General features: G+C 69.8%; 31 protein-coding genes and 1 tRNA gene. 15 read left to right on the top strand and 17 right to left on the bottom strand.

The window, feature by feature from the left end:
* Positions 1-293: 293 nt before the first annotated feature.
* Entirely contained in the window at positions 294-797 is a 504-nt protein-coding gene (locus IEZ19_RS31695) for a MarR family winged helix-turn-helix transcriptional regulator (RefSeq protein ID WP_189314741.1), read from the bottom strand.
* Positions 798-1,047: 250 nt separating this feature from the next.
* On the opposite strand from IEZ19_RS31695, the gene IEZ19_RS31690 reads away from it, so the two are divergent.
* The gene (locus IEZ19_RS31690; RefSeq protein WP_189314740.1) at positions 1,048-1,242 is read left to right on the top strand and encodes a hypothetical protein; all 195 of its coding nucleotides are present in this window, start codon (positions 1,048-1,050) and stop codon (positions 1,240-1,242) included.
* A 31-nt stretch (positions 1,243-1,273) separates the two neighbouring features.
* Here IEZ19_RS31690 and IEZ19_RS51255 read toward each other — a convergent pair whose 3' ends face one another.
* From IEZ19_RS51255 to IEZ19_RS31655, 7 genes are all read right to left on the bottom strand, one after another.
* On the bottom strand, positions 1,274-1,525 hold the full coding sequence (locus tag IEZ19_RS51255) for a hypothetical protein (RefSeq protein WP_229841089.1): 252 nt from the start codon (positions 1,523-1,525) through the stop codon (positions 1,274-1,276).
* Positions 1,526-2,185: 660 nt separating this feature from the next.
* On the bottom strand, positions 2,186-3,112 hold the full coding sequence (locus tag IEZ19_RS31680; RefSeq protein ID WP_189314739.1) for an RNA polymerase sigma factor SigF: 927 nt from the start codon (positions 3,110-3,112) through the stop codon (positions 2,186-2,188).
* Between the two features lie 287 nt (positions 3,113-3,399).
* A complete protein-coding gene (locus IEZ19_RS31675; protein WP_308429031.1) occupies positions 3,400-4,233 on the bottom strand; it encodes an RNA polymerase sigma factor SigF in 834 nt (277 codons plus the stop codon).
* 158 nt (positions 4,234-4,391) lie between these two features.
* Positions 4,392-4,685 carry a Dabb family protein gene (locus IEZ19_RS31670; RefSeq protein ID WP_189314737.1) on the bottom strand — a complete coding sequence of 98 codons (294 nt, stop codon included), beginning with the start codon at positions 4,683-4,685 and terminating at the stop codon, positions 4,392-4,394.
* Positions 4,686-4,695: 10 nt separating this feature from the next.
* Positions 4,696-4,875, bottom strand: a complete 180-nt coding sequence (locus IEZ19_RS31665) for a hypothetical protein (RefSeq protein WP_189314736.1) — start codon at positions 4,873-4,875, stop codon at positions 4,696-4,698.
* Between the two features lie 531 nt (positions 4,876-5,406).
* Positions 5,407-6,024, bottom strand: coding sequence for a GNAT family N-acetyltransferase (locus IEZ19_RS31660; protein ID WP_189314735.1), 618 nt, complete (start codon positions 6,022-6,024; stop codon positions 5,407-5,409).
* Positions 6,005-6,763, bottom strand: coding sequence for a GntR family transcriptional regulator (locus tag IEZ19_RS31655; protein WP_189314734.1), 759 nt, complete (start codon positions 6,761-6,763; stop codon positions 6,005-6,007). Before IEZ19_RS31655 ends, IEZ19_RS31660 begins: the two co-directional genes overlap by 20 nt.
* Positions 6,764-7,407: 644 nt before the next feature.
* Between IEZ19_RS31655 and IEZ19_RS31650 the strand changes: the two genes are divergently transcribed.
* From IEZ19_RS31650 to IEZ19_RS31590, 13 genes are all read left to right on the top strand, one after another.
* Entirely contained in the window at positions 7,408-7,677 is a 270-nt protein-coding gene (locus IEZ19_RS31650) for a DUF6284 family protein (protein ID WP_189314733.1), read from the top strand.
* On the top strand, positions 7,674-7,940 hold the full coding sequence (locus IEZ19_RS31645; protein ID WP_189314732.1) for a hypothetical protein: 267 nt from the start codon (positions 7,674-7,676) through the stop codon (positions 7,938-7,940). The genes IEZ19_RS31650 and IEZ19_RS31645 overlap by 4 nt, the downstream gene beginning before the upstream one ends.
* Positions 7,937-8,821, top strand: coding sequence for a DUF2637 domain-containing protein (locus IEZ19_RS31640; RefSeq protein WP_189314731.1), 885 nt, complete (start codon positions 7,937-7,939; stop codon positions 8,819-8,821). Before IEZ19_RS31645 ends, IEZ19_RS31640 begins: the two co-directional genes overlap by 4 nt.
* Complete coding sequence (locus IEZ19_RS31635; RefSeq protein ID WP_189314730.1) at positions 8,821-9,168, top strand: RRQRL motif-containing zinc-binding protein; 348 nt, start codon at positions 8,821-8,823, stop codon at positions 9,166-9,168. The genes IEZ19_RS31640 and IEZ19_RS31635 overlap by 1 nt, the downstream gene beginning before the upstream one ends.
* Before the next feature lie 2 nt (positions 9,169-9,170).
* On the top strand, positions 9,171-9,488 hold the full coding sequence (locus IEZ19_RS31630) for a hypothetical protein (protein WP_189314729.1): 318 nt from the start codon (positions 9,171-9,173) through the stop codon (positions 9,486-9,488).
* A gap of 2 nt (positions 9,489-9,490) precedes the next feature.
* Complete coding sequence (locus tag IEZ19_RS31625; RefSeq protein ID WP_373297083.1) at positions 9,491-9,661, top strand: pRL2-8; 171 nt, start codon at positions 9,491-9,493, stop codon at positions 9,659-9,661.
* Between the two features lie 297 nt (positions 9,662-9,958).
* Positions 9,959-12,076 (top strand): P-loop NTPase family protein, encoded by a 2,118-nt coding sequence (locus tag IEZ19_RS31620; protein WP_189314727.1) that lies wholly within the window; start codon positions 9,959-9,961, stop codon positions 12,074-12,076.
* 203 nt (positions 12,077-12,279) lie between these two features.
* Positions 12,280-12,762, top strand: a complete 483-nt coding sequence (locus IEZ19_RS31615) for a hypothetical protein (RefSeq protein WP_189314726.1) — start codon at positions 12,280-12,282, stop codon at positions 12,760-12,762.
* Positions 12,763-12,850: 88 nt separating this feature from the next.
* Positions 12,851-13,756 carry a bifunctional DNA primase/polymerase gene (locus tag IEZ19_RS31610; RefSeq protein WP_189314725.1) on the top strand — a complete coding sequence of 302 codons (906 nt, stop codon included), beginning with the start codon at positions 12,851-12,853 and terminating at the stop codon, positions 13,754-13,756.
* Complete coding sequence (locus tag IEZ19_RS31605; RefSeq protein WP_229841088.1) at positions 13,753-14,187, top strand: hypothetical protein; 435 nt, start codon at positions 13,753-13,755, stop codon at positions 14,185-14,187. Before IEZ19_RS31610 ends, IEZ19_RS31605 begins: the two co-directional genes overlap by 4 nt.
* On the top strand, positions 14,184-15,329 hold the full coding sequence (locus IEZ19_RS31600; protein WP_189314724.1) for a DUF3631 domain-containing protein: 1,146 nt from the start codon (positions 14,184-14,186) through the stop codon (positions 15,327-15,329). The genes IEZ19_RS31605 and IEZ19_RS31600 overlap by 4 nt, the downstream gene beginning before the upstream one ends.
* A 203-nt stretch (positions 15,330-15,532) precedes the next feature.
* Positions 15,533-15,763: a helix-turn-helix domain-containing protein gene (locus IEZ19_RS31595; RefSeq protein WP_189314723.1), complete on the top strand. Its 231-nt coding sequence runs from the start codon at positions 15,533-15,535 to the stop codon at positions 15,761-15,763.
* An 11-nt stretch (positions 15,764-15,774) separates the two neighbouring features.
* Positions 15,775-17,061 carry a tyrosine-type recombinase/integrase gene (locus IEZ19_RS31590; protein ID WP_189314722.1) on the top strand — a complete coding sequence of 429 codons (1,287 nt, stop codon included), beginning with the start codon at positions 15,775-15,777 and terminating at the stop codon, positions 17,059-17,061.
* Positions 17,062-17,126: 65 nt separating this feature from the next.
* Here the strand turns inward: IEZ19_RS31590 and IEZ19_RS31585 are convergent.
* From IEZ19_RS31585 to IEZ19_RS31570, 4 genes are all read right to left on the bottom strand, one after another.
* Positions 17,127-17,211 (bottom strand) — tRNA-Ser (locus IEZ19_RS31585).
* Positions 17,212-17,261: 50 nt separating this feature from the next.
* Positions 17,262-17,693, bottom strand: coding sequence for a tRNA adenosine(34) deaminase TadA (gene tadA / locus IEZ19_RS31580; RefSeq protein ID WP_229841092.1), 432 nt, complete (start codon positions 17,691-17,693; stop codon positions 17,262-17,264).
* A 56-nt stretch (positions 17,694-17,749) separates the two neighbouring features.
* Positions 17,750-18,286 carry a tRNA adenosine deaminase-associated protein gene (locus IEZ19_RS31575; protein ID WP_189314752.1) on the bottom strand — a complete coding sequence of 179 codons (537 nt, stop codon included), beginning with the start codon at positions 18,284-18,286 and terminating at the stop codon, positions 17,750-17,752.
* Positions 18,287-18,586: 300 nt separating this feature from the next.
* Positions 18,587-18,796 carry a hypothetical protein gene (locus IEZ19_RS31570; protein ID WP_189314720.1) on the bottom strand — a complete coding sequence of 70 codons (210 nt, stop codon included), beginning with the start codon at positions 18,794-18,796 and terminating at the stop codon, positions 18,587-18,589.
* Positions 18,797-18,900: 104 nt separating this feature from the next.
* On the opposite strand from IEZ19_RS31570, the gene upp reads away from it, so the two are divergent.
* Positions 18,901-19,536 (top strand): uracil phosphoribosyltransferase, encoded by a 636-nt coding sequence (upp, locus tag IEZ19_RS31565; RefSeq protein WP_189314719.1) that lies wholly within the window; start codon positions 18,901-18,903, stop codon positions 19,534-19,536.
* 379 nt (positions 19,537-19,915) lie between these two features.
* On the opposite strand, the gene IEZ19_RS31560 is transcribed toward upp, so the two are convergent.
* The 5 genes from IEZ19_RS31560 to IEZ19_RS31545 form a co-directional block, all read right to left on the bottom strand.
* Complete coding sequence (locus IEZ19_RS31560) at positions 19,916-20,551, bottom strand: LytR C-terminal domain-containing protein (protein ID WP_229841087.1); 636 nt, start codon at positions 20,549-20,551, stop codon at positions 19,916-19,918.
* Between the two features lie 109 nt (positions 20,552-20,660).
* A complete protein-coding gene (locus tag IEZ19_RS31555) occupies positions 20,661-20,957 on the bottom strand; it encodes a type II toxin-antitoxin system VapB family antitoxin (protein WP_003999914.1) in 297 nt (98 codons plus the stop codon).
* Positions 20,958-21,260: 303 nt separating this feature from the next.
* The gene (locus IEZ19_RS52715; protein WP_268248689.1) at positions 21,261-21,386 is read right to left on the bottom strand and encodes a hypothetical protein; all 126 of its coding nucleotides are present in this window, start codon (positions 21,384-21,386) and stop codon (positions 21,261-21,263) included.
* Positions 21,387-21,460: 74 nt separating this feature from the next.
* Positions 21,461-21,775, bottom strand: coding sequence for a hypothetical protein (locus IEZ19_RS31550; protein ID WP_189314718.1), 315 nt, complete (start codon positions 21,773-21,775; stop codon positions 21,461-21,463).
* A 79-nt stretch (positions 21,776-21,854) separates the two neighbouring features.
* Complete coding sequence (locus IEZ19_RS31545) at positions 21,855-22,523, bottom strand: HdeD family acid-resistance protein (RefSeq protein WP_189314717.1); 669 nt, start codon at positions 22,521-22,523, stop codon at positions 21,855-21,857.
* Between the last annotated feature and the right edge of the window lie 24 nt (positions 22,524-22,547).

Genomic DNA, 22,547 nt, shown 5'->3' with positions numbered 1-22,547 from the left:
GGTCGCGGTCATCGACAGCAGGGAGGCCGTGACCACCCAGGTGTAGGCGGACTGGCCGCCGCCGAGGTCACCGATGATCTTCGGCAGTGCGTTGGAGACGATCGTGGACGACAGGATCGCCACGAACATGCCGAGCAGCAGCCCGGAGAGGGCCTCCATGATCTGCCGGTGGGACATCGGGGCGCTCCCCGGGGAGCCTCCCCCAGGCTTGGCGTGAGCCCGCACACCGGCTGGTGTGGTCGTTGCCATGGGCTTCCTTTTCGTCTGTTGCTTTTGCGGGTGTACGGGTGTGCTTATGCGGGTGTACGGGTGGTCGTCGCTTCGAGCGCGGGTGTGGCTGCGGGGGCCGGGAGCCGGCTCTGCGGGGTGCGGCAGTCGCCGAAGCTCTCCCGCAGCCGGGACATGAGCTGGGTCAGCTGTGTGACCTCGTCGTCGGACCAGTCGCTCAGCCGCTCCGCCAGCAGATCGGTGCTGCGGTGGTAGAGCTCGACGAGCATCGCCTGGCCCGCGGGTGTGAGGTGCAGGATGCGCGAGCGCTTGTCCGCCGGGTCGGGGGACCGCTCGAGCCAGCCCCGCTCGGCGAGGTGCGCCACATGCCGGCTCGTCACGGACATGTCGACCGCGAGCAGCTCCGCGAGCTTGCTCATGCGCATGTCGCCGTGCCGGCCGAGCAGCGTCAGCACGGCCGCGGCGCCGGCCGGGCAGTCGGGCGGAACGATCCGTCCCAGATCTCGCTTCACCGCTCCGAAGGCGCTGAGCTGACGCGCCAGCTCCTCGAACTGCGTCTGCTCCGCCATGACACCTCCTGAATTCGTTGCTTAGGGCAACTGTAATGGCGTTTGGTTGCTGCAGGCAAATAAATCGGGCCCCGACGGAACAAAAACTTGGCAAAGGCAAGTATTGCGAACGTAAACACGCAGGTGGGAGGCGATGTGCCGGGTGAGGAGTGGTGCAGGGGCGAACACAGGATCCGTACGCCATCCGTACGCCATCTCCGGCGGCCCCCCACTTGGGCGGCCCGGCCCCCTTTCGCTAATGTCTCGGCCCATGGCTAACACCCAGGGCCCCCAGGGCAACCACGACCCCGCAGGCAGCACCCAGATGTTCCGCGCGTTCGTCGACGAGGCCCCTCAGGGCCGGCAGCAGACGTCCGCCCCGGCCGGACCGCGCATCGGCCTCATCGTCGGCGTGATCGTCGTGGTGGCGGTCGTGGCGGCCGTGGCCTGGCTCGCGCTGAAGTAAGAGGCGTCGCTGGCGCTTCGGCAGGCGACCGCTACTTCCAGGTCACCTTCACGTCCTGGGTCTCGATGTGCATACCCAGGGGCACGCGCCAGGAGTCCACGCAGACCGTCCAGGTGTGCTTCTTCGTCGCGCCTGCGTCGATCGGGACCGGCAGGTCCTCCGCCGTCTCGATCGTCGACCAGTCGAGCCCAGCAGGTCGATGACGTGCGTCCCGAAGGTCACCACGCCCGAACGGATCGCCGTACCGCCGGAGTTGCGGAACGTGACGGTCACCTTCTCGCACCAGCGCTGGTCCGTGGCCTCGCGCTCGGGTCCGCCCCAGGTGAGCGCGGCCGGGGTGGCGGGCTCGGTGGGTGCGGGGCGTGGAGCGGCCGGCGGAGTGGTCGTACGGCTGTGTTCCGGGGCCGGTTTCGGGGTCGTCGGTGCTTCCGGGGCGGATTCGCCTGCGCCCAGGGGTTGTTGAGAGGCATCGGCCGAAGTGTCGGGCACGGCAGGGGCGTTGCCGTCTGCCGCGGCCGACGGCCGGCCGCCCGCCGCGGTCGACCGGTCGTCCAGTGGGACCAGCGTGACCGAGCCCCTCGGTGTCGTCGTCGCATGTGACGGCGCGCCGCCCGTCGGGCCGACCGCCACATAGCCCTCGTCGGCGCTCGAGCCGCACGCGGCCAGTGGTCGACCGGTCGTCCAGTGGGACCAGCGTGACCGAGCCCCTCGGTGTCGTCGTCGCATGTGACGGCGCGCCGCCCGCCGGGCCGACCGCCACATAGCCCTCGTCGGCGCTCGAGCCGCACGCGGCCAGCAGGGTGCCCGGGCAGACGACGGCCGCCGACGCTGCCGTAACGGCGCCTCGGCGGCCACCGGTCGAGGGCGTCCGGGGGGTTTCCGTCGCAGTGCGAGGCATCGGGCTCGTGCGGCTGACGCCCAGTCAGGAAGGAACCCCTCGGCGTCAGTCGGAGATCAGGCCCTCCCGCAGCTGGGCCAGCGTGCGCGTCAGGAGGCGGGAGACGTGCATCTGGGAGATGCCGACCTCCTCGCCGATCTGCGACTGGGTCATGTTCGCGAAGAAGCGGAGCATGATGATCCGGCGCTCGCGGGGCGGGAGTTTGGCCAGCAGCGGCTTGAGGGACTCGCGGTACTCCACGCCCTCCAGGGCCGTGTCCTCGTAGCCGAGGCGGTCCGCGAGGGAGCCCTCGCCGCCGTCGTCCTCGGGGGCCGGTGAGTCCAGCGAGGAGGCGGTGTAGGCGTTGCCGACCGCCAGGCCGTCGACGACGTCCTCCTCGGAGACGCCCAGGACGGCGGCCAGTTCGGCGACCGTCGGAGAGCGGTCCAGCTTCTGGGAGAGTTCGTCGCTGGCCTTCGTCAGGGCCAGGCGCAGCTCCTGCAGGCGGCGCGGGACGCGGACCGACCAGGAGGTGTCGCGGAAGAAGCGCTTGATCTCGCCCACGACCGTCGGCATCGCGAACGTCGGGAACTCCACGCCCCGTTCGCAGTCGAAGCGGTCGATCGCCTTGATCAGGCCGATCGTGCCGACCTGGACGATGTCCTCCATCGGCTCGTTGCGGGAGCGGAAGCGGGCCGCCGCGTAGCGCACGAGGGGGAGGTTGAGTTCGATCAGGGTGTCCCGGACGTACGCGCGTTCGGGGCTGTCCTCGCCGAGTGCGGCGAGCCGCAGGAACAGGGAGCGGGACAGGGTGCGGGTGTCGATGTCACCGGAGCTCGGCAGGGCCGGGACATCGGCAGCCGGGACGGCTGGGGACTGCGCGGCCTCGAGGGCCGTGTCGTCGGCAAGCACGTCGAGAGCGTCGAGCTCCTTGGGTGCTGCCTCGCTCTTCGTGGGCGTGAGCACCTTCGAGCTGCCCTGGTCTGCGGACATGCCACCCCCTTTGGGTCGCGGGACGGTCGCGGCGGCGCTCCGTCGGGGAACGCAGCCCTCACCTGAATACCGGAGCCGGAGCCACGGCAAACGCGCTTCCCGCAGAATGTCACATGTCGGCAACACGCTGTAGTGACATGTCGACATGTGAGTCCCGAATCAGCCCTGGAAGGAGGGGGTCTGACGGCGTCCGGGAGCACAACTGTCGGCAACGCCCCTGGTGGGCGAATCGCTCGCCCCGGTGATGGTTCGATCCTTTATGCGGTTTTGGCTCCACCCGTGCCCGGTCAGGCGTCGATCCGGTTCGCCGAGCGCAGCCGCTGGAAGCTGCGCGCGAGCAGGCGCGAGACGTGCATCTGGGAGACGCCGAGTTCCGCGCTGATCTGCGACTGGGTCAGATTGCTGTAGTAGCGCAGGAGCAGGATGCGCTGTTCCCGCTCGGGGAGCTGGACGAGCAGATGCCGGACCAGATCGCGGTGTTCCACGCCGTCCAGGGCCGGGTCCTCGTAGCCGATGCGGTCCAGCAGGCCCGGCAGTCCGTCGCCCTCCTGTGCGGCCTCCAGGGACGTCGCGTGGTACGACCGCCCGGCCTCGATGCAGGAGAGCACCTCGTCCTCGCTGATGCGCAGCCGCTCGGCGATCTCGGCGGTGGAGGGGGAGCGCCCGAACGCCGTCGTGAGGTCCTCGGTCGCGCTGTTGACCTGCACCCACAGCTCGTGCAGCCGGCGCGGTACGTGGACCGTGCGGACGTTGTCCCGGAAGTACCGCTTGATCTCGCCGACGACGGTCGGCATCGCGAAGGTCGGGAACTGCACGCCCCGGTCCGGGTCGAAGCGGTCGATGGCGTTGATCAGCCCGATGGTGCCGACCTGGACGACGTCCTCCATCGGCTCGTTGCGGGAGCGGAATCGGGCGGCCGCGTAGCGCACGAGCGGGAGGTTCGCCTCGATGAGCGCCCCTCGCACGCGGTTGTGCTCCGGCGTGCCCGGCTGGAGCTCCTTCAGCTCGGCGAAGAGCACCTGGGTCAGCGCTCGCGTATCGGCTCCGCGCCGCTTCTCGGGGGCGGGGGCGGGTGCCTCTCCCTGAAGAGGCGCAGTACTGGCCGACACGGTCGATGCCACCTCTTCATCGGTCAATCATCCGTCAAAAGCGGTCATAGCATCACAAGACATGTGCACTGTGTGCAAGCACCGCATAACTCCGTGTTGAGGGCAAGTTGGGGCTCCGTACACACGAAAGCCCCCCGCCGTGGTGGCGGAGGGCAGAGGAGGCGCGGGGCTCAGAACTCGTAGTCGGCGATCACCCACGTGGCGAACTCCCGCCACAGCGCGACGCCCGCCTGGTGCGCCGGATGCTCGATGTAGCGCCGCAGGGCGTCCGTGTCCTCGACCGCCGAGTTGATCGCGTAGTCATAGGCGATGGGGCGGTCGCTGACGTTCCAGCCGCACTCCCAGAAGCGCAGCTCCTCGATCTGCCCGCCCAGGGCACGGAAGGCCGCGTCGCCCGCCGCGACGCGCGGGTCGTCGCGCTCGACGCCCTCGTCGAGCTTGAACAGGACCAGGTGGCGGATCATGGCTCGTCCCTCAGTTCTTCGCCCCGTCGGCGATCCAGGTCATGAAGTCGCCGATGGCCTTCGCGGCGTTCGATATGCCCTCGAACCCTATCTGGACGTAGTCCGCGGCTTTGGCCGGGTCAGTGATGATCACGTACAGCGCGAAGACCACGAGCACGAATACGGCGATCTTCTTGGCGTTCACCGCCACCGCGGCCTCCCCTGTGACTGCTGTGCCCCTCGGGACCCCTGTTGCCGGGCGCGAGTGTAACCTTCACACCTTTTTTAGGGACCAACGGCCCGCAGGTCGAGGCCTTTTGCCGCCCCCGCGCACTCTGCCCCGAGGCGCAGGATGGAAACAGGCCCCGGCGGATCCGGCAGGAATCCGAGGGGCCGGGGACGGATCCCACTGCGGGGTGCGCGCCGTGCCATTCCCCCGGGTCGCGGCGCGTACCTGTGGATCCGTCCCCGTCGGTCCGCCCGGGCGGCTCCCGGGAACGCACGAAGGGCCCCGTCTCGCGACGGGGCCCTTCTCGAGCGGTAGCGGAGGGATTTGAACCCTCGGTGACTTGCGCCACACTCGCTTTCGAGGTCTGTTCGTGCTGGTCAGAGCGTGATCCAGAGCTGTTCAGCCTCGTTCATTCGTGTACTCACGCTCAGCGCGTGAACCGGTGTGGACGGCGCGGGACAGACATGAATGAGACGGAAACTGAGACGGAGTCACCCCCTCCTGACCAGCGTTTTACCCCCTCTGAAGCGGCACTTCGAGACCCGTTGTCACGACCTCGTGACGGCCCCCGCGAGGGGAGGCGAACAAGAGGTCGCGAGGTAGGGCAAGCTCGCCTGCTGGCCGCTGAGCGAGCCATCCCGAACGTCTGTGCGGCGGCTCCTCGGTGCGGACGTGCCTGAAGCCCAAGCGCTCGTAGTAGGCGTGCAATCCCAAGTTCGTGCGCCAGGTGTCAATGCGCACCCAGGTTCGCCCCTCCAAGGCTGCAAGGCGGGACATCCAGTCGACGACCCGTATGCCGAGTTGTCGGCCCGCCGCTTTGCGCGCAACGATCAGCTTGTACAGATACAGCGCGGTCTCAGGGTGATCGGCGTCCGTCCAGAAGTCCCGGTCGACCGGACCACGGCTGACAGTGGCGAGTACTTCGTCACGCTCGTCAGTCACAACCCATGCGCGTCCCTCATCTATGCTGGCGCGCCATTTCGCGATGGCCCTTTCGCCGGTTTCCGCGTCGCTCCACTGGTCGGTGCCTTTGGTGCGTAGCCACCGCTCCGCTTCTGTTCGCAGAGCCAAGAGGGCGGGCACATCCTCGGCTGCTGCGGGGCGTAGGTACTCAGTCCGTGCTGACTTCATAGAGGATCTTGTGCCTGTCTCCGGGGAGGATAGTGACCATGCAGCGGAGGGGACGGCCGTCCGCGTCGTAACCCGTTCGGGTGTGCTCAGCGACCGGTGTTGCCGCAGGTAGGGCAAGAAGCTCAGCCTCCTGGCGAGTCGGCATGCGTACTGAGATTTCGTCTACGTACTTCGCTTGCACGAGGCCCACGGAGGCCAAGATGCCCCCAGGTGCGGAGACGTCTCGGGGCTCCATCAAGGGCGTGCCGTTGACGAGTTCCTGGGGGAAGTACGAGTCGGCCAGTGCGTAGGGCCGGTTGTCTATGAACCGGACGCGCTTACGGGCGACGGCCAAGCCGTTGGCGGGGAGTTCGAGCCGCTCGCGCACGTGCGGTGGGGGTTCAACGATCGACACGGAAATGTCCTGGCGGGGGGCGTTCCCGTTCTCCGAGATCACGCTTGCCCACTGGTCGCCGGCCGTTCGCCCTTCGACCGCGTTGGCATGGCGGCTCCGGCTTTCGAGTGTCGTCCAGTTCCACACGACGGGCGGGTAGTCCTCGCGGACGTACTTGCCCTGACCTTGCCCTGTGACGACCAGGCCTTCCTCAATCAAGACGCGAACGCCGGAGCGGATCGTCTCTCGGCTGTAGCCGTACTGGCTCATCATCTTCGATTCGCTGGGCAGTGCTTCGCCCCCCCTCAGCGCCCCGGAAAGGATCTGTTCGCGCAGGTCATAGGCGATTTCCTGCGCCTTCGTCATGCCGCGTCGCACTGCCAAGACATCCCCTCTGCTCCAACTCCTCCGTACAAGTTAGACCAGGGGGCTTGACTCTCCAAGCCCGACTCGTGCAATCTTTTGCCACGGCGCACTCCTCCAGACAAGTCGGATGAGGTGTCACGTATGGCATTGCCGTACAGGTCGTACGCCCGGAGGAAAGCCCCCGACTGGGGGTGAGTACGAAGGAGCGTTCGTTGGTTGAGAACTGAACAGAGGACGTACCGCAGCCTGCACACGGGAAGAGCGGCCGTCAGAAGTACGCAGGCAACAGCGACAAGCCGTAGGCCCTGCCGCACACGAGAGCAGCAAGAACCTTCTCCCTATGCCGTCCTTGCGGGGCGGGTGGAGCCGTTACGTGCGGCGAGACAAGGGCAAAGATCGCGGGCTCCGTCTGCCCAACCCGAAAAGACGAACCGCGCGGTCACGGACTGCGCGCCTCATGACCTTGTGCTGAGCACCAGTGCTCACGGTCCCCGGCACCGCCGCCTTGGGTGGCGCTCGGTGCCGGGCGGCCGTGGCCGCTCGTCCTCGCGAGAGGCCTCTACCCCCTAGACGGCAGGCGGCTCCCGGGTGGCACCCCGGGAGCCGCTGTTCGGGCCGTTCCAGAGCAGAGGAGTTACGACCCTATGAGTCCCATCGTCACTGTTCAGGACCTTGTTACCGCGTTCGAGCCGTGGATGGAGCCGACGGACGCGGAGTTGGACGCGATCGAGCGGGAGCTCCCGGTCATCCTGGCGGAGGTTGACCTGCTGGACGCGCAGATCGTCACCCTGGACCGCACGCCGGGCGAGCTGGACGCTCGCCGGATCCGCCGGGCCCGCCGCCGGGTCCTCGCGGCCCGCCGGGAGCTGGCCAACCGCGCCGCCGGGGCGACCCTGCCCGGGGGTGCGGCGTGAAGGACGACACCCGGGAGTTCCTGGCGGCCGTCCTGGACGCCATCAACATCCCCGCACCGGCCACCTTCGCTGACCGTGAAGCGTTCCAGCTCCTGCTGGAAGACCGTGTGCTTGACGCGGTCGTTGCCCTGACCGGGGCGCTGGGTGAGCCTCCGGCCGCCGATTGGGGGCTGGGCTGGCACACCGATTACCTGCGGAAGCGGCTCGCGACGAAGCCGCCGACCACCTACCGCCACTACGACGCGGACGGGGGCGCGGCATGAACCGCACCGGCCGCATCCTGCTCGTGACCGCGCTGGTCGGCGTGGTCGGCATGGCGTTCCGGGTCTCGTGGAACGCGCTGCGGGACATCGCGAACGCCATCGGCGCGGACAACACCGCCGCCACCCTCTACCCGTTCGTGGTCGACGGCCTGATGGCCCTGGCGCTGGTCGCCACCCTCGTGCTGGTCGACCAGGATCGGAAGTTCGCGTTGAAGGTGCTGGGCACCTACACGATCGCTTCCCTGGTCCTCAACTACGTCCACGGTCTCGTGCCGAAGCTGCACGGCAGCACGGTCGACTGGGGACGGCTCGCGGACTGGGATCCGGCGAACTGGGCGCTTGTGCTGTTGGCCACGTCGCTTCCGGTCGGCTCGATCTACTTCGGATCGGATCTGGTCGCCAAGGTGCTGCACCACCGCCCCGCCCCGATTCCGGCCGACACCGCGAATGCGGAGGAATCCACCGAGACCGAGATGATTCGGTCTACGGCTGACCTCGTGGAATCGACCCCGCCGCCCGTCGTCGCACCGATGGTGCGGATGGCCGATCCGGTGGCGGTCGACTTCATCAAGTCGACCCAGACACCCAAACTGGCACCCGCGATCGATCGGGTGCCGGTCGCCTCGATCGAGCGGCGGACGGTTCCGGCTGAGTCGACCCGACCCCGCAGGGCGACTGGTCGGGTTCCCGAGGCGGCGCGGTCGACCCGACCGAAGCGGACACCGGCTCAACTGCTCGACGAGGCACGGGCCGCGACCGCCGATTGGGCCGATGCGCAGATCACCGCTGAGGGGATCCGCCGCACGGTCCACACCTCCCCGACCAACGCCCGGACGCTGCGCGACACGCTCTTGGCTGAGCGCGCCGCCGCCACCGCGTGATGGCCGCGCTGCCGGTCTTCCGGTGGCACCTCGCACCGGACGGCTACGCCACCCGCCGACAGTTGCGGGCGCGCGGCTTGCGGCCCGGTGGTCAGGGCGTGGCCGCTCAGTTAGAGCGGCCACGCCGCCGCCGGGGCCCGTTGGTCGCCTACCTGTACCGCGTCGACGCGGCCAAGCCCGTGCGGCCGATGACCCCCGGCAAGTGGGCGGCTCTGGCCAAGGCCAACGCCGCCCGCCGCACCTGCCCCGAGTGCCGACGCGATGCGGGCTACGTCATCCCCCCGTCGCTCGGTACCTGCGCCCCTTGCGCGTTCCCCGACCTCTCCGAGCCTTTGAGGAGTTCCTGAGTATGGGCAAGCCCGACACCCGTCGCCTGGACAGGGCGATTCGGGAGACGACCCGCAAGCTCGAAGCGGTCCGCAACCGGGAGATGTGGCCGCTGGATGGCCGCGAACGCCGCGCTGTCCTCACCGCAGCGGCCAGCGGCACCTACCGGAGCGCGCGGGGTCGCAGCACCGGCCACGCCGACCAGCGCATCGACACCGCCTGGACCTCTGCTGAGACCCGGCTGACGGCCGAGATCACCGCGTTGCAGGTCGAGCGGGCCCGGATCGTGACCGAGAACGCCAAGGCCAAGGCCGCCAAGAAGTCCTCCGGGTGGTGGTGAGCGTGACCGTCAAGGACACGCCTCCTGGCGAGTGCCCGCAGTGCTGGCAGCACGCGCACGACCGGCGCGTGCACCGCAACCTGCGGCCCCGTGAGGACTGCCCGCAGTGCGTCGACCACATGATCAACGGCTGCCCGTACATCGTTCCCAAGAAGAAGTCGGGGTGGTGGTGACCGTGTTCCGTACCGGAGGCACGGCCAAGCCCGTCCTTGACTCCCACTTTCACTGCCCGGACTGCGGACCACTGGTGTTCGGCGTCAGCCGGGCCATCTGTGGCCAAGTGATCCCCGCACCGGTCGTCGGTGACGGCCCGAGCCGCTCATGCCCCGCGTGTAAGGCCGCACTGCGCACCCACAAGGCCAGCCACCACCGCTGATGCCCGCCCGCCCCCCGCCCGCGCTGCTGCCGGGCAGGGGCAGGCACCCCCTCAAACTTCCGCCCCTCTCGGGGCAGTCAGGAGTCTTCCCATCATGAGCGGCAACGTCGTTCACCTGCACAAGAACACCGACCCTCCGACCGGCGCTGACGCGCCGACCGTGCTCACCGTCGTCCCCGAGGCTCCGCCGGCGCCCATCGTGCCGTTGTGGGTGCGCTCCGGCCGCGCCGTGAAGCACGCGGTCACGCACGAGACGACCAAGACGACGGTTCGTGCGGTGGCCCGTCACGGTCTCTACACGCTGAATGGGGGCCGGATCGTGGCCCGCCGCACCTGGGACGGCCGTACCGGGGCCCGCTACGAACGCATGCTCCGCGCCGCCGAAGCGGCGGGGAACTTTGAGGTGGCGCAGGAGTGGGAAGAGCGGTTGCAGCGCTTCCGCGACGCCCGCCACCGCCGCCGCATGGACCTCCTCCACTCCCCGGTGGACGCGGCCAAGGGCGTCGCGGTCGGCACCGGCATGGGCGTTGGCGCCCTGGTCGCGCTCGGGGTCGTGATGGCCATCGCCAACAAGGACGTCACCGACGTCGTCACGCCGCTCGCGGCCACGATCGAGTTCATCGCCACCCTGATCCGGATCGTGCAGATCGTGTGGGGACCTGCGATAACGATCGGCCCGTTCCTCGCGCTGCTCGCCCTGTGGGCCGTCGGCAGCAAGCAACAGGCCGCACCCCAGTGGGCCCTGCCGGACAGTGCCCGATCGAGTGAGGGTGAGCCGATCACCCCGTCGATCGTGGTCAAGGCCCTGCGTGACCTGGGCATTGCTCCGCTGAAGGGCGCCATCAAGGAGATGGGCGACGCGGGCGCGTCCATGCTGGGCCCGATCCGCATCGCCGGATGCGGCGTGGAAGTCGACGTCACCCTGCCCTCGGGGGTGTCGACGAACGAGGTGCAGAAGCGGCGCCGTAAGCTCGCGGAGAACCTGACCCGGCATGAGCACGAGGTGTTCATCACGATCCCCGAGGCGGCCCGCACCGTCCGCCTGTGGATCGCCGACTCGGGCGCGCTGGATGAGCCGATCGGGCCGTCGCCGCTGGTCACCGACGAGACGATGACCGCGAACTACAAGACCGGCAAGGCCCCGTGGGGTCAGGACCTGCGCGGGGACGCGGCAGCGCTGAGTGTGTATCAGCGCCACCTGCTCATCACCGGCCTGTCCAACCAGGGCAAGACCGCCGCCCTGCGCTCGCTCGCCCTGTGGCTGGCGCTGGACCGCACGGTGGAGTTCTGGATGGGTGACCTGAAGGGCGTGGGCGACTGGGCCATGTTCGACGGGATCGCCTCCCGGCTGATCCAGGGTCCGACCGACGACCACGTCATCCAGGTCACGGAGATGGCGGAGGACGCCGTGGAGGAGATGAACCGGCGTCTTCAGGCGCCGCCTGGCACGGAGTTCCCGTTGCTGGTCGTGATCGTGGATGAGGCGCAGGTCGCGTTCATGTGCCCGGTCAAGGGCGAGGACAAGCGCCCCTATGGCGGTTCGTCCTCGACGTCCCGGTACTTCATGGCCGCACGGAAGATCCACAACCAGGGGCGGGCCGTGAACGTGCTGCTGTGGCAGGGCACGCAGGACCCGACCGACCAGAACCTTCCCAAGCTCGTGCGTGAGGGCGCCCACACGCGTGCCTCGCTCGCCCTCGGGACCGAGTCGCAGGCCCGGATGGCGCTGGGGGACAAGGCCGTCGACGGCGGCGCGGCCCCCAACCTGCTGCGGCCCGGTCTGGACAAGGGAACCCTGGTCGTCGCCTCCGACGGCATCGCCATCCCCAAGGGCCAGTCCTCCGTCACGGTCCGCACGCACTACATCAGCACCGACGACGCCAAGGTCATCGCCGACCGGGCCAAGGCACTGCGTGACGGCGTCACGACGCTGCACGTCATCGAGCGGGGTGAGGAGCGGGACCCGCTCGCGGACATCGCGTCGGTGGTCGGCACGGCTGCGCGGGTGCGGACGAAGGACGTCCTCCAGCGGCTCGCGAGCCTGAACGAGGCCGCTTACGGGAAGTGGTCGTTCCTCGACCTCAAGCGCGTCCTGGACGACGCTGGCGCGGAGCCGCACAAGTCCGAGGGCGTCATGGTCGTCAGCCGCGACCGGCTCGCTCGCGCGCTCGCCAACCGCGACGGCGATGGTTCCGCTTCCGCATCCGAGTGACGGGGAGGCGACCCCGTCCCGGGCGGGGAGGCGGGGAGAACTCCCTGACCCCCTCCCTGACCCGCTTCCCTGTACCTGACCTGCACGAATGATCGTTCAGGGAGGCAGGGAGGCGTGCAGGTCAGACCCCCGAAAACCCCTCCAGAGCACTCCCGGCAGGGGGTGTCTCCGCCTCCCTGAGCCATGTTCGGAAGGGATTCCGCATGTACCCCGAGACCACCCCCGACACCCTCCGCCCGGACGCCCGGATGACCGACGATGAGGCCGCCGCAGAGGCCCGGCGGATCATCGCCGACGCCTACCGGCCCACCGCCTACCGCGACGACACCCCGGTGCCCGCGCACGGCCCCACCCCGGCCGTGGCTCAGCCCGGACGGCCGCCGATGAGCCAGGGCGCCACCGACGCGAGCGTGCTCATGCTCGCGGGCGGCGCCACCACCGCCATGGTCGGTGGCACGGCGGCCGTGCTCATGTACGTGTCCCAGTTCGCCGACCCGGTCGTGTGCGGCCTCGTGTTCGGCGCGCCCACCGCCCTCGTGCTCGCCCTCGCACGGCTTGCCAAGCGCGCCAAGAACGTGCTGCCCGAGGAGCACCACCACCACTACGAGGGCCCCGTCTACCAGGACCAGCGCACCGTCCACAGCCGCACGACCGGTGTGTGGGCCAAGACCAACAACCAGCACTGACGCCAAGGGCGACCCCACCGTCTCGCCAAAGATCCGGGGTCGCCCTTGCCCAACCAATCCACAACAGACCTGTTGGAGGTCTCTCAGCATGACCCATGACCCCCGTACCGCGCTGCTCCGCGCGGCACTGGACGCAGCCGAACGCGGCTGGCACGTCTTCCCTCTCCGTCCTGGCGGCAAGCCCCCGGCACTGCACGGCGAACGCGCTTGCACCCGCACCGGCGAGTGCGTCCGTAGGCACCTGAAGTGGGAGCAGCGCGCGACCACCGACCCGGAGCGCATCCGTGCCGCCTGGTCGCGGGCGCCGTTCAATGTCGGCATCGCGACCGGCCCGTCTGGGCTGCTGGTCGTCGACCTGGACGTGCCCAAGGACAAGGGCAGTTCGGACGCGCCTGGCGGCGCGGCGACCTTCGCAGCGCTCTGCGAGCGCGCCGGGCACACCGTCCCCACCACCTACCGGGTGCGGACCGCGAGCGGTGGAGAGCACCTGTACTTCACCGCCCCGGACGGCGTCCGCCTGTCCAACACGGCAGGAACCATCGGAGAGTTAGTCGACACTCGCGCGTGGGGCGGCTACGTCGTCGCGGCGGGCAGCACCACCCCTGCCGGAACGTACGAGGCTCTGTGCGGCCCCGAGACGGCCGTACTGCCCTCCTGGCTCCAAACCATCCTGCAACCCGCTCCCAAAGCCTCTGAGGCGCCCTCAGTGGCCATGGCGGGACAATCCCGTCGATATGCGGATGTAGCGCTCGTCAACGAGACGCGGAACGTCGCCACGGCCCAACACGGGGAGCGCGAGCGGAAGTTGTTCGTCGCGGCGCGCGCCCTGGGACGGTTCGTCGCGTGGGGCGACCTCCCCCGGCACGTGGTCGAGCAGGCTCTTCAGGAGGCGGGGGAGGCGGCCGGACTCACCGTCTCCGAGTGCCGCTCCACCCTCCGCAGCGCTCTGAACTGGTCCATCACCCACAACCAGACCAGGCGGGAGACGGCATGAGCACCCCTCCCCGCCCCTCCCTGAAGAGCGTCAGCGCCACCCCCGACGGCCCGGATGCCGCCCGATGGACCGCACCCCGACCCATCGTGGGCGGGCCGAAAGGCGCCGCCCGCAAGGGCGTCGTCACTGCTTTTCTCCCTGACCGTTCTCCGGCCCCCGACGCGGACCCCGCCCCCAGTCCAGACCCCACACCGGACCACCCCGGTATCCGCGTCTACGCCCCACCCGTCTACCGCGACCACTGGGACGGGGCCCGCTGGTCCAAGCGCTACGGCGACACCCCACGTGCCGCCTACGCCTGCACCTGCGGACAGACCGGTACGGCCACCGGCCAACGCGCTGTGGCCGCGCTTGTCGCGGAGTACGACGCCCACAAGTCCGCCTGCACCGGCACACCCGCACCGCTCCCCGAACGGAGGAACGCCGCATGACCCCCACCATCGACGGGGCCGCGCTGCTGGACGAGGTGGAAGCCTTCCACCGCCGCTTCAACGTCTTCCCCCACGAAGCCGCCTACGTGGCCGTGGCCCTGTGGGACGCGCACGCGCACCTGCTGGAGTGCTTCGACTCCACGCCGCGTCTGGCGTTCTTGTCCCCGGAGCCGGGGTCGGGGAAGTCGCGGGCGCTGGAGATCGTGGAGACGCTGGTGCCGCAGCCGATGACGGCCGTGAACGCGTCCGCCGCCGCGCTGTTCCGGTCCGTGTCCGGGGCGAACGGGCGGCCGACGATCCTGTTCGACGAGATCGACACCATCTTCGGCCCGAAGGCGGGGGACAACGAGGAGCTGCGCGGGTTCCTCAATGCCGGTCACCGTCGTACCGGGGTCACCTACCGGTGCATCGGCGACGGCGGCAACCAGACCGTTCAGGCGTTCCCCTCGTACTGCGCCGTCGCGGTCGCCGGACTCGGCTCTCTCCCCGACACGATCATGACCCGCTCAGTCGTCATCCGCATGCGCCGGCGGGCACGGAACGAGTCCGTGGAATCCTTCCGGGCCCGCGTCCACGAGGCCGAGGGGCACAAGCTCCGTGACCGCCTCGCACAGTGGGCGGAGCACGCCCGAGGCTTCGTCATGGGCGCATGGCCGGACATGCCCGACGGCGTCACCGACCGACCGGCCGACGTGTGGGAACCCCTGCTCGCCATCGCCGACGCAGTCGGCGGCGACTGGCCCGAGCGGGCCCGCGCTGCGTGCGTAACGCTCGTGACCGCGTCCAAGGCCAACGACAAAGGCAGTCTCGGGGTTCGCCTCCTGACTGATCTACGCGACCACGTCATGACCGGCATCGACCGCCTGCCCACGGTCGCCATCCTCGACCGGCTCAACGCCCTCGACGACGCTCCCTGGGCGGACATGCACGGCAAGCCGCTCGACAACCGGCGCCTGGGCCGGATGCTCGCGGAGTACATGACGGCCGACAACGAGCCCATCGCCTCCCGCAACATCAAGACCGCCGGGAGTGTCCTCAAGGGCTACTACGCCGCCGATCTGTGGGACGCGTGGGCCCGCTACTGCCCCCCACCCCCGGAAAGTCCGCTACCTCCGCTACCGGGCACCGAAAACGTGGCCTGACCAGCAACAACGCGGTAGCGGCAACCGGTCTGAGTTGCCGCTACCGCGCCGCTACCCATCCGCTACCGCTACCCCCTCCCGCTACCTCCAACAGGCCCCTGACCTGCGCGGTAGCGGCGGTAGCGGAAGTAGCGGCCCTCAGAAAGGGGCCCCTGGGGGCCCGCTCCGAATCCCCACCCGTGAGACGAAGGAGCGTCATCCGTATGGACACGGCCAACCTCGCCGATGCCATCGACCCCACCCTTGTGCTTCTGACCGTCGAAGAAGCCGCCCGCCGACTCCAGATCGGCCGAACCGTCTGCTACCGGCTCATCAGTTCCGGAGAGCTGGAGTCCATCACCGTCGGCCACCTCCGTCGCATCCCTGCCGACGCCGTACCCGAGTTCGTCACCCGCCGCCGCAAGCCCCACAGTCCCGCCCGCGCTGCTGCCTGAGGAGTACACGTATGGCCGAAGCCGACAACGAGAAGAAGCGCACCCGACAGCCGAATGGCCGGTCGTCCATCTACCAGGGCAAGGACGGGAAGTGGCACGGCCGCGTCACCGTCGGCATCCGTGACGACGGCAAACCAGACCGCCGCCACGTCGAACGCAAGACCCGCGCCGAAGTGACCGCCGCCGTTCGTGACCTGGAGAAACAACGGGAAGCCAAGACCCTGGCCAAGCCGGGGAAGCCCTGGACGGTCAAGACGTGGCTGACCCATTGGGTCGACAGCATCGCGCCCCTCGCAGTGAACGAGAACACCATGGTCGGCTACGGCGTAGCCGTCCGAAAGCACCTGATCCCCGCCCTCGGTGCCCACCGACTCGACAAGCTCCGGCCGGAACACATCGAGCGCTTCTACGGGAACATGCAGGCCGACGGCCGCAAGGCGGGCACGATCCACCAGATTCACCGGACCTTCCGCACCGCGCTGAACGAGGCGGTACGGCGTGGTCACCTGGGGAGGAACCCCGTCCAACTCGCCAAGGCCCCCCGCATCCGGGAAGAGGAGGTGGAGCCCTTCACTGTCGAAGAGGTCCAGCGATTGTTGCGGACCGCCGACGACCGTCGGAACTCCGCACGATGGGCCGTGGCGCTCGCGCTCGGACTGCGGCAAGGGGAGGCACTGGGACTCAAGTGGACCGATGTCGACTTGACCCGGGGCATCCTGATGGTGCGTCGGAGTCGCCGCCGCCCGCGCTACGCCCACGGATGCGGGGACACGTGCGGGCGGAAGCCCGGCTACTGCCCGCAGCGCCAGCGGACGAACCCCGAGACGGCCGACACCAAGTCGAAGGCGGGACGGCGCGCCGTGGGTCTGCCCGCACAGCTCGTGGACCTGCTCCGGGCCCACCGGGCCAAGCAGGATGCCGAACGCGCAGCGGTTGGCGACGACTGGACCGACGAAGGATGGCTGTTCGCGACCCCGACCGGTCGGGGCACCTCCCCCCGGACGGACTACGACGACTGGAAGGAGTTGCTCGAAGCCGCCAAGGTGAGGGACGGGCGGTTGCACGACGCTCGCCACACGGCCGCCACGGTGCTGCTGATCCTCGGAGTCTCCGAGCGTGCCGTGATGGGGCTCATGGGGTGGTCCACCACGGCCATGGCCGCGCGGTACCAGCACATGGTGGACACCGTCCGGAACGAGGTCGCTGAACGCGTCGACGGGCTCATCTGGAAGTCATCCGGAGACGGATCGGGCGACGATGACGACGGGGCCGCCGGGGCACTCGTACGGGCCAACTGAGACGGAAACTGAGACGGAGATGCGCGAAGGGTCCGGCGTGGTGAGCCGGACCCTTCGTCTACCTGCGGTAGCGGAGGGATTTGAACCCTCGGTGACTTGCGCCACACTCGCTTTCGAGGCGAGCTCCTTCGGCCGCTCGGACACGCTACCGAGGGAGACCTTACAGCACGGTGGGCCATGGTCAGAAATCCGTTTCCCGCTCAGCGGTCCCGGAAGAAGTCGGTGAGCAGCCGGGCGCTCTCCCCGGCGAGTACGCCCTCGACGACCTCGGGCCGGTGGTTGAGCCGCCGGTCCCGTACGAGGTCCCACAGGGAGCCGGCCGCGCCCGCCTTCTCGTCGCGCGCGCCGTAGACCACCCGGTCCACCCGAGCCTGCACGAGCGCTCCCGCGCACATGGTGCAGGGCTCAAGCGTGACCACGAGCGTGCAGCCGGCCAACCGCCACTCGCCGAGCGCCGCGGCGGCGCGCCGGAGCGCGAGCACCTCGGCGTGCGCCGTGGGGTCGCCGGTGGCCTCGCGCTCGTTGTGGCCCCTGGCGAGGACCGTCGTACCGTCCGGAGACAGCACGACGGCGCCGACGGGGACGTCCCCGCCGACGACGGCCCGCTCGGCCTCGGCCAGGGCGAGCCGCATCGCGGGCCGCCAGCGGTCGCGCACCGGGTCCGGGGTGCCGGCCGTCTCGGCGGCGGTCAGCGGACGGTCTCCAGCACCTCCGAGGCGCCCAGGGCCTCGGCGATCGAACCCAGCGCGTCCTCCGCGTCCAGGGCGCGCAGTTCCTTCTCGCCGACGCCGAGGTCGTCGAGGATCTCGCTGTCGCCCACCGGGCCGTGCGTCACCGCATCGGCGTCGGGGCCGTCGTCGGACTCGTCGTCGGACTCGTCGGACTCGCCGTCTTCCGTGCCGTCGAGGTCCAGGGCGTCCAGGTCGGGGCCGTCCGAGCCGGGCTCGCGGCCGAGCAGTTCGTCCGTGAGCAGCAGCTCGCCGTATGCGCTGCGGGCAGCGGCGGCGGCGTCCGAGACGTAGATGCGGGGGTCGTCCTCACCATCGATGCGGACGACGCCGAACCAGGCGTCCTCCTGCTCGATCAGGACGAGCACCGTGTCCTCGTCGGGAGAGGCTTCCCGGGCCAGGTCGGCCAGATCCGACAGGGTCTCCACATCGTCGAGCTCTGTGTCGCTCGCTTCCCACCCGTCTTCGGTGCGCGCGAGCAGTGCGGCGAAGTACACCGTGACTCTCCCACTGGTCATAGGCGTGCCGGTTGGGGGTCCCCCCGGCGGAGGTTCTGGGCGGGGAGAGCTTTGCTCCGAGCCCCACCCACTCGGAATCGTGGCAGAAACAAGGCGTTCAGGGGACGTCTTCGGCTCCCTGTGTCCGGCAGTTTTGATCGCACGTGTGCAAAGAGACACCCGTACGTCCGTGAAGCAGTCACCAGCGCACTCGTTGCCGCCACCTGCGGATCGTACGCGGCTTTACGCGCCGGTCACGCACGGCCTTCGGGTGAACGTCCCGGCGATCGGGGATCTTCCCTACCAGCGGAACGTGCGCATGCGCATCGCGTGCCGCAACCGGGCGACCTTGGCGCGGCGCGGCTGGACGCGGTCACGCAGCTCGCGCGCCTCGGCGAGCTCGCGCAGGAACCGGGCCCGGCGGCGCCGTCGTTCGGCGTCCGACTCCGGGGCGACGCGCCCGGCGGCCTCTTTCGCGGCGTCGGGATCGCTGTCAGGCAGGTCAGGCATCGGCTCACCACCCCGGTCCGTCCTCCCACCTTCCCCCGGACGGGCGGTTTGATGCCAGCGTGAGGTGCCGCGAGGTGCTGGGCAGCGCGGTTACTGTTATGGACATGCGTCTCCACGTCGTCGACCACCCTCTGGTCGCCCACAAGCTCACCACGCTGCGCGACCGGCGCACCGACTCCGCGACTTTCCGCCGGCTCGCCGACGAACTGGTCACCCTGCTCGCCTACGAGGCCACCCGGGACGTGCGGACCGAGCAGGTCGACATCGCCACGCCGGTCGCCACGACGACCGGCGTCAAGCTGTCCCACCCGCGTCCGCTGGTCGTGCCGATCCTGCGCGCCGGGCTCGGCATGCTGGATGGCATGGTCCGGCTGCTGCCGACCGCCGAGGTGGGCTTCCTGGGCATGATCCGCAACGAGGAGACCCTGCAGGCGTCGACCTACGCCACGCGCATGCCGGAGGACCTCTCGGGCCGTCAGGTGTACGTTCTGGACCCGATGCTCGCCACGGGCGGCACGCTGGTCGCGGCGATACAGGAACTGATCAAGCGCGGCGCGGACGACGTGACGGCGGTGGTCCTGCTGGCGGCCCCCGAGGGCGTCGCCCTGATGGAACGCGAACTGGCGGGCACCCCTGTCACCGTGGTCACGGCGGCGGTGGACGACCACTTGAACGAGCTGGGCTACATCGTCCCGGGCCTGGGCGATGCGGGCGACCGGTTGTACGGCGCGGCGGAGTAGCGACGGGCCGGGAGGGGACCCGGGCCGGAAGGAACGGCTCGGGTCCTTCGGCGTGCGGCCCATCGCGCCGAGGTCGGTCGGCGTAGGTCCTCTGCGGTCCGGCTCTGCGCGGGCGGGCCGGTCGCGTGGTCGTCGAGCGCGGGCTGTCCCGCCCCTGGCGGGCGCCGGAAGTGTCGGCCGACGGAGGGCCGGTCGGAGTACGGCCGTCCGCACCGGAGCCGGTCGGCGCGGAACCCTCGGCCCGCAGTCCACCGTGGCGAGGTCGGTCGCCAGGGCAGCGGACGGTAGCCGGGTTCGGCGAGTGGGTGTGCGGGGCGTTCGGCGCTGGGCCGTACCCCTGCCTGTGCGGCCCCTCGGCAAGCCCCGGCGTGAGCCGGCCTCAGCACTTCTTCGTCGGTGCTCCCGTGGGCTCCGGTGCCGTCAGTTTCGTCAGGGCCCTGTCCGCTTCCGGCTTCGTCGTCAGGGTCTTGAAGGCGTCGCCGAGGATGAGGTCCAGGGTCGGGGCCTTGCGGGCCGCGTCCGTGCGGCGTTCGGCTGTGGTCAGCTGGGTGGCCAGGACCGGCAACGAGGTGTTCAACGAGGAGGCCGGGCCCAGCAGGATCCCCGTGCCCTTGATCTTCTTGTCGAACTGCGCCGGTGCGTTGCCCACTTCGCCGATCATGAAGCCGCGCTTCTTCAGCTCGTCGGCCGTGGTCTTCGCCAGGCCGGTGCGCTGTGTCGCGTTGTAGACGTTGACCGTGATCTTCGCCGGGGCGGGCAGGGCCACCGTGGGCCGGGCCGACGGGCTTGCCTTCGGTGGGCACGCGCCGGTTCCCGCCGCCGACGCCTTCTTGCCGCCGCCCGTGAACACGTCGATGAGCTGCAGGGTGCCCCAGCCGATCAGGCCGAGCGCGGCGACGGAGGCGACCACTCCGAACGCGAGCCTGCCGCGCCGCCGGCGAGGGCGCATGCGCGGGTATTTGGACCCGGTGATCCGGTACTCGCCGCCCATGCCCTGGGGAGTCAGCATGCTCATGGCCGCAGCGTAGTGCGCCGGAGCGGCCGTGCCTACTAGATGATCATTCGACAGCGCCCAGGAGAACCCGAAAGGGTCAAGCCCCTACCGGGGCGTGTCCCGAGGAGCCTCAGTCCAGCTCGAGCACGCGCGCGTGGAGCACCTGTCGCTGCTGCAGCGCCGCGCGGACGGCGCGGTGGAGGCCGTCCTCCAGGTACAGGTCGCCCTGCCACTTCACGACGTGCGCGAAGAGGTCGCCGTAGAACGTCGAGTCCTCGGCCAGCAGTGTTTCCAGGTCGAGCTGCCCCTTGGTCGTCACGAGCTGATCGAGGCGGACCGGGCGCGGCGCGACGTCCGCCCACTGCCGGGTGCTTTCCCGGCCGTGGTCGGGGTACGGCCGGCCGTTTCCGATGCGCTTGAAGATCACACGGAAAGCCTACCGGTCAACACGTTCCGGGCGCAGCCGTGGCGGCGCAGTGCGACGCTGGAAAGGACGTTGCAAACGCCGTAAAGGTTACGAAAGCACCTGTGAGGAACAGCAGTCGCGGAAACAAGAGTTCGGATCTGCCTCCGGTTGAGTGAGTTCACGTGAGTGCCGGCGTGCGTGCGTGAGCGCCACGGTCGTGGTCGACCCGCGGGAGCGGACGTTCCCGCGGGTCGAATCGGAGTTCGGGTGTCGTACGCGTGACCTTGTCGCGATCGGCTCGTTGAGGACGGCCCGGCTCCTCGGTCAGGCGTGTTCGCGCCGCGCGGGATGCTGCGGCGGTTTCGGCTTGTTCACCTGGGACTTGGGCGTGCTGCGCAGGGCTTCCGCGCGCAGCAGGGCGCGCAGAACGGCGTACGGATCTGTGGGCATGGCTTCTGTGCTCCTTGCGTCCTTGCGGCGGACGTGTTCGTGCGATGGACCGACGGACCTCGTGCGGGGGTCTGTCAGCAGCGCAGGACCACGGAGCGCAGGGTGTGCAGCGCCTGCTGCGGCTGCGGCGGCGCCGGGAACGGGCGGGCCTCGGGCGCGGGGGGCGCCGGGACGGGCGCGGGCGCGGGGTGCTCGGGTACGTCGGGGTGGTGGGCGGTCCGGGACGGCGGCCGCAGCGCCGTGTCCAGGACGACGTGCTCGGCGACGTCCACGGCCGCGACCTGCACCGCGTGCACGTCGGCGTGCGTGCTCGGGACCAGCAGGGCGAGCAGCAGCACGAGCGATCGCAGCCAGGCCTGGCCGTGCGGGAGGCTCGGTGCGGTGCTCATCGGAGGTCGTCTCCCCGGCGGATGCGGTGGGTGCAGCACGGCGGTCCGGAGAACCGCTCGCACGGGCTACGGACGGCGCTCACACCGCGTGCGGCACCAGCTGGGCGCGGCCGCGGATCCGGAACGCGGTGATGATCTCGGCGATGCCGACCACGATCAGCCAGATGCCCGCGACCAGGGTCAGTACGGCGACCGACGCGAAGGGCGAGTCGATCAGCACGATTCCGGCGACGAACGTGACGATCCCGAGGAAGACCTGCCAGCCGCGCGCGGGCATGGAGCTGTCGGAGAGGGCGGCCAGGGTCTGGGTGATCCCGCGGATCAGCCAGCCGATCCCGATCCACAGGGCGAGCAGCAGGATCGACTGCATGGGGCCGCGGAAGCAGAACAGACCCAGCACGATCGACAGCGCGCCGCTGATGAACGCCAGCACGCGCAGTGAGGTCGCCCTGTGCGTGCCGAATGCGGAGACCAGCTGGAAGGCGCCGCTGACCAGCAGGTAGACGCCGAAGAGGACACCGGCGGCGAGCAGGGACGCACTCGGCCAGATGAGCACGAGGACGCCCAGGATCAGAGACGCGACGCCGGTGAGCAGGACGACCTGCCAGGCCGCGCGGGAGAGGGCGTGCAGAGGGCCTTCGAAGGGCGGCTCCGGCTCGTGGTGGCCGGCCGCGTCCCGGGTGGCGTGGACCTTGCGGTCGTCGAACTCCCGGCCCTCGGGGGAGCCGCTGCTGAGTGGCTCGGTCATGCCCCATGTTTTGATCACGGGGCC

Source organism: Streptomyces brasiliensis (genome assembly GCF_014647875.1).
In the GTDB taxonomy this organism is placed as follows: domain Bacteria; phylum Actinomycetota; class Actinomycetes; order Streptomycetales; family Streptomycetaceae; genus Streptomyces; species Streptomyces brasiliensis.
This window is presented reverse-complemented; position numbering and strand designations above follow the sequence as displayed.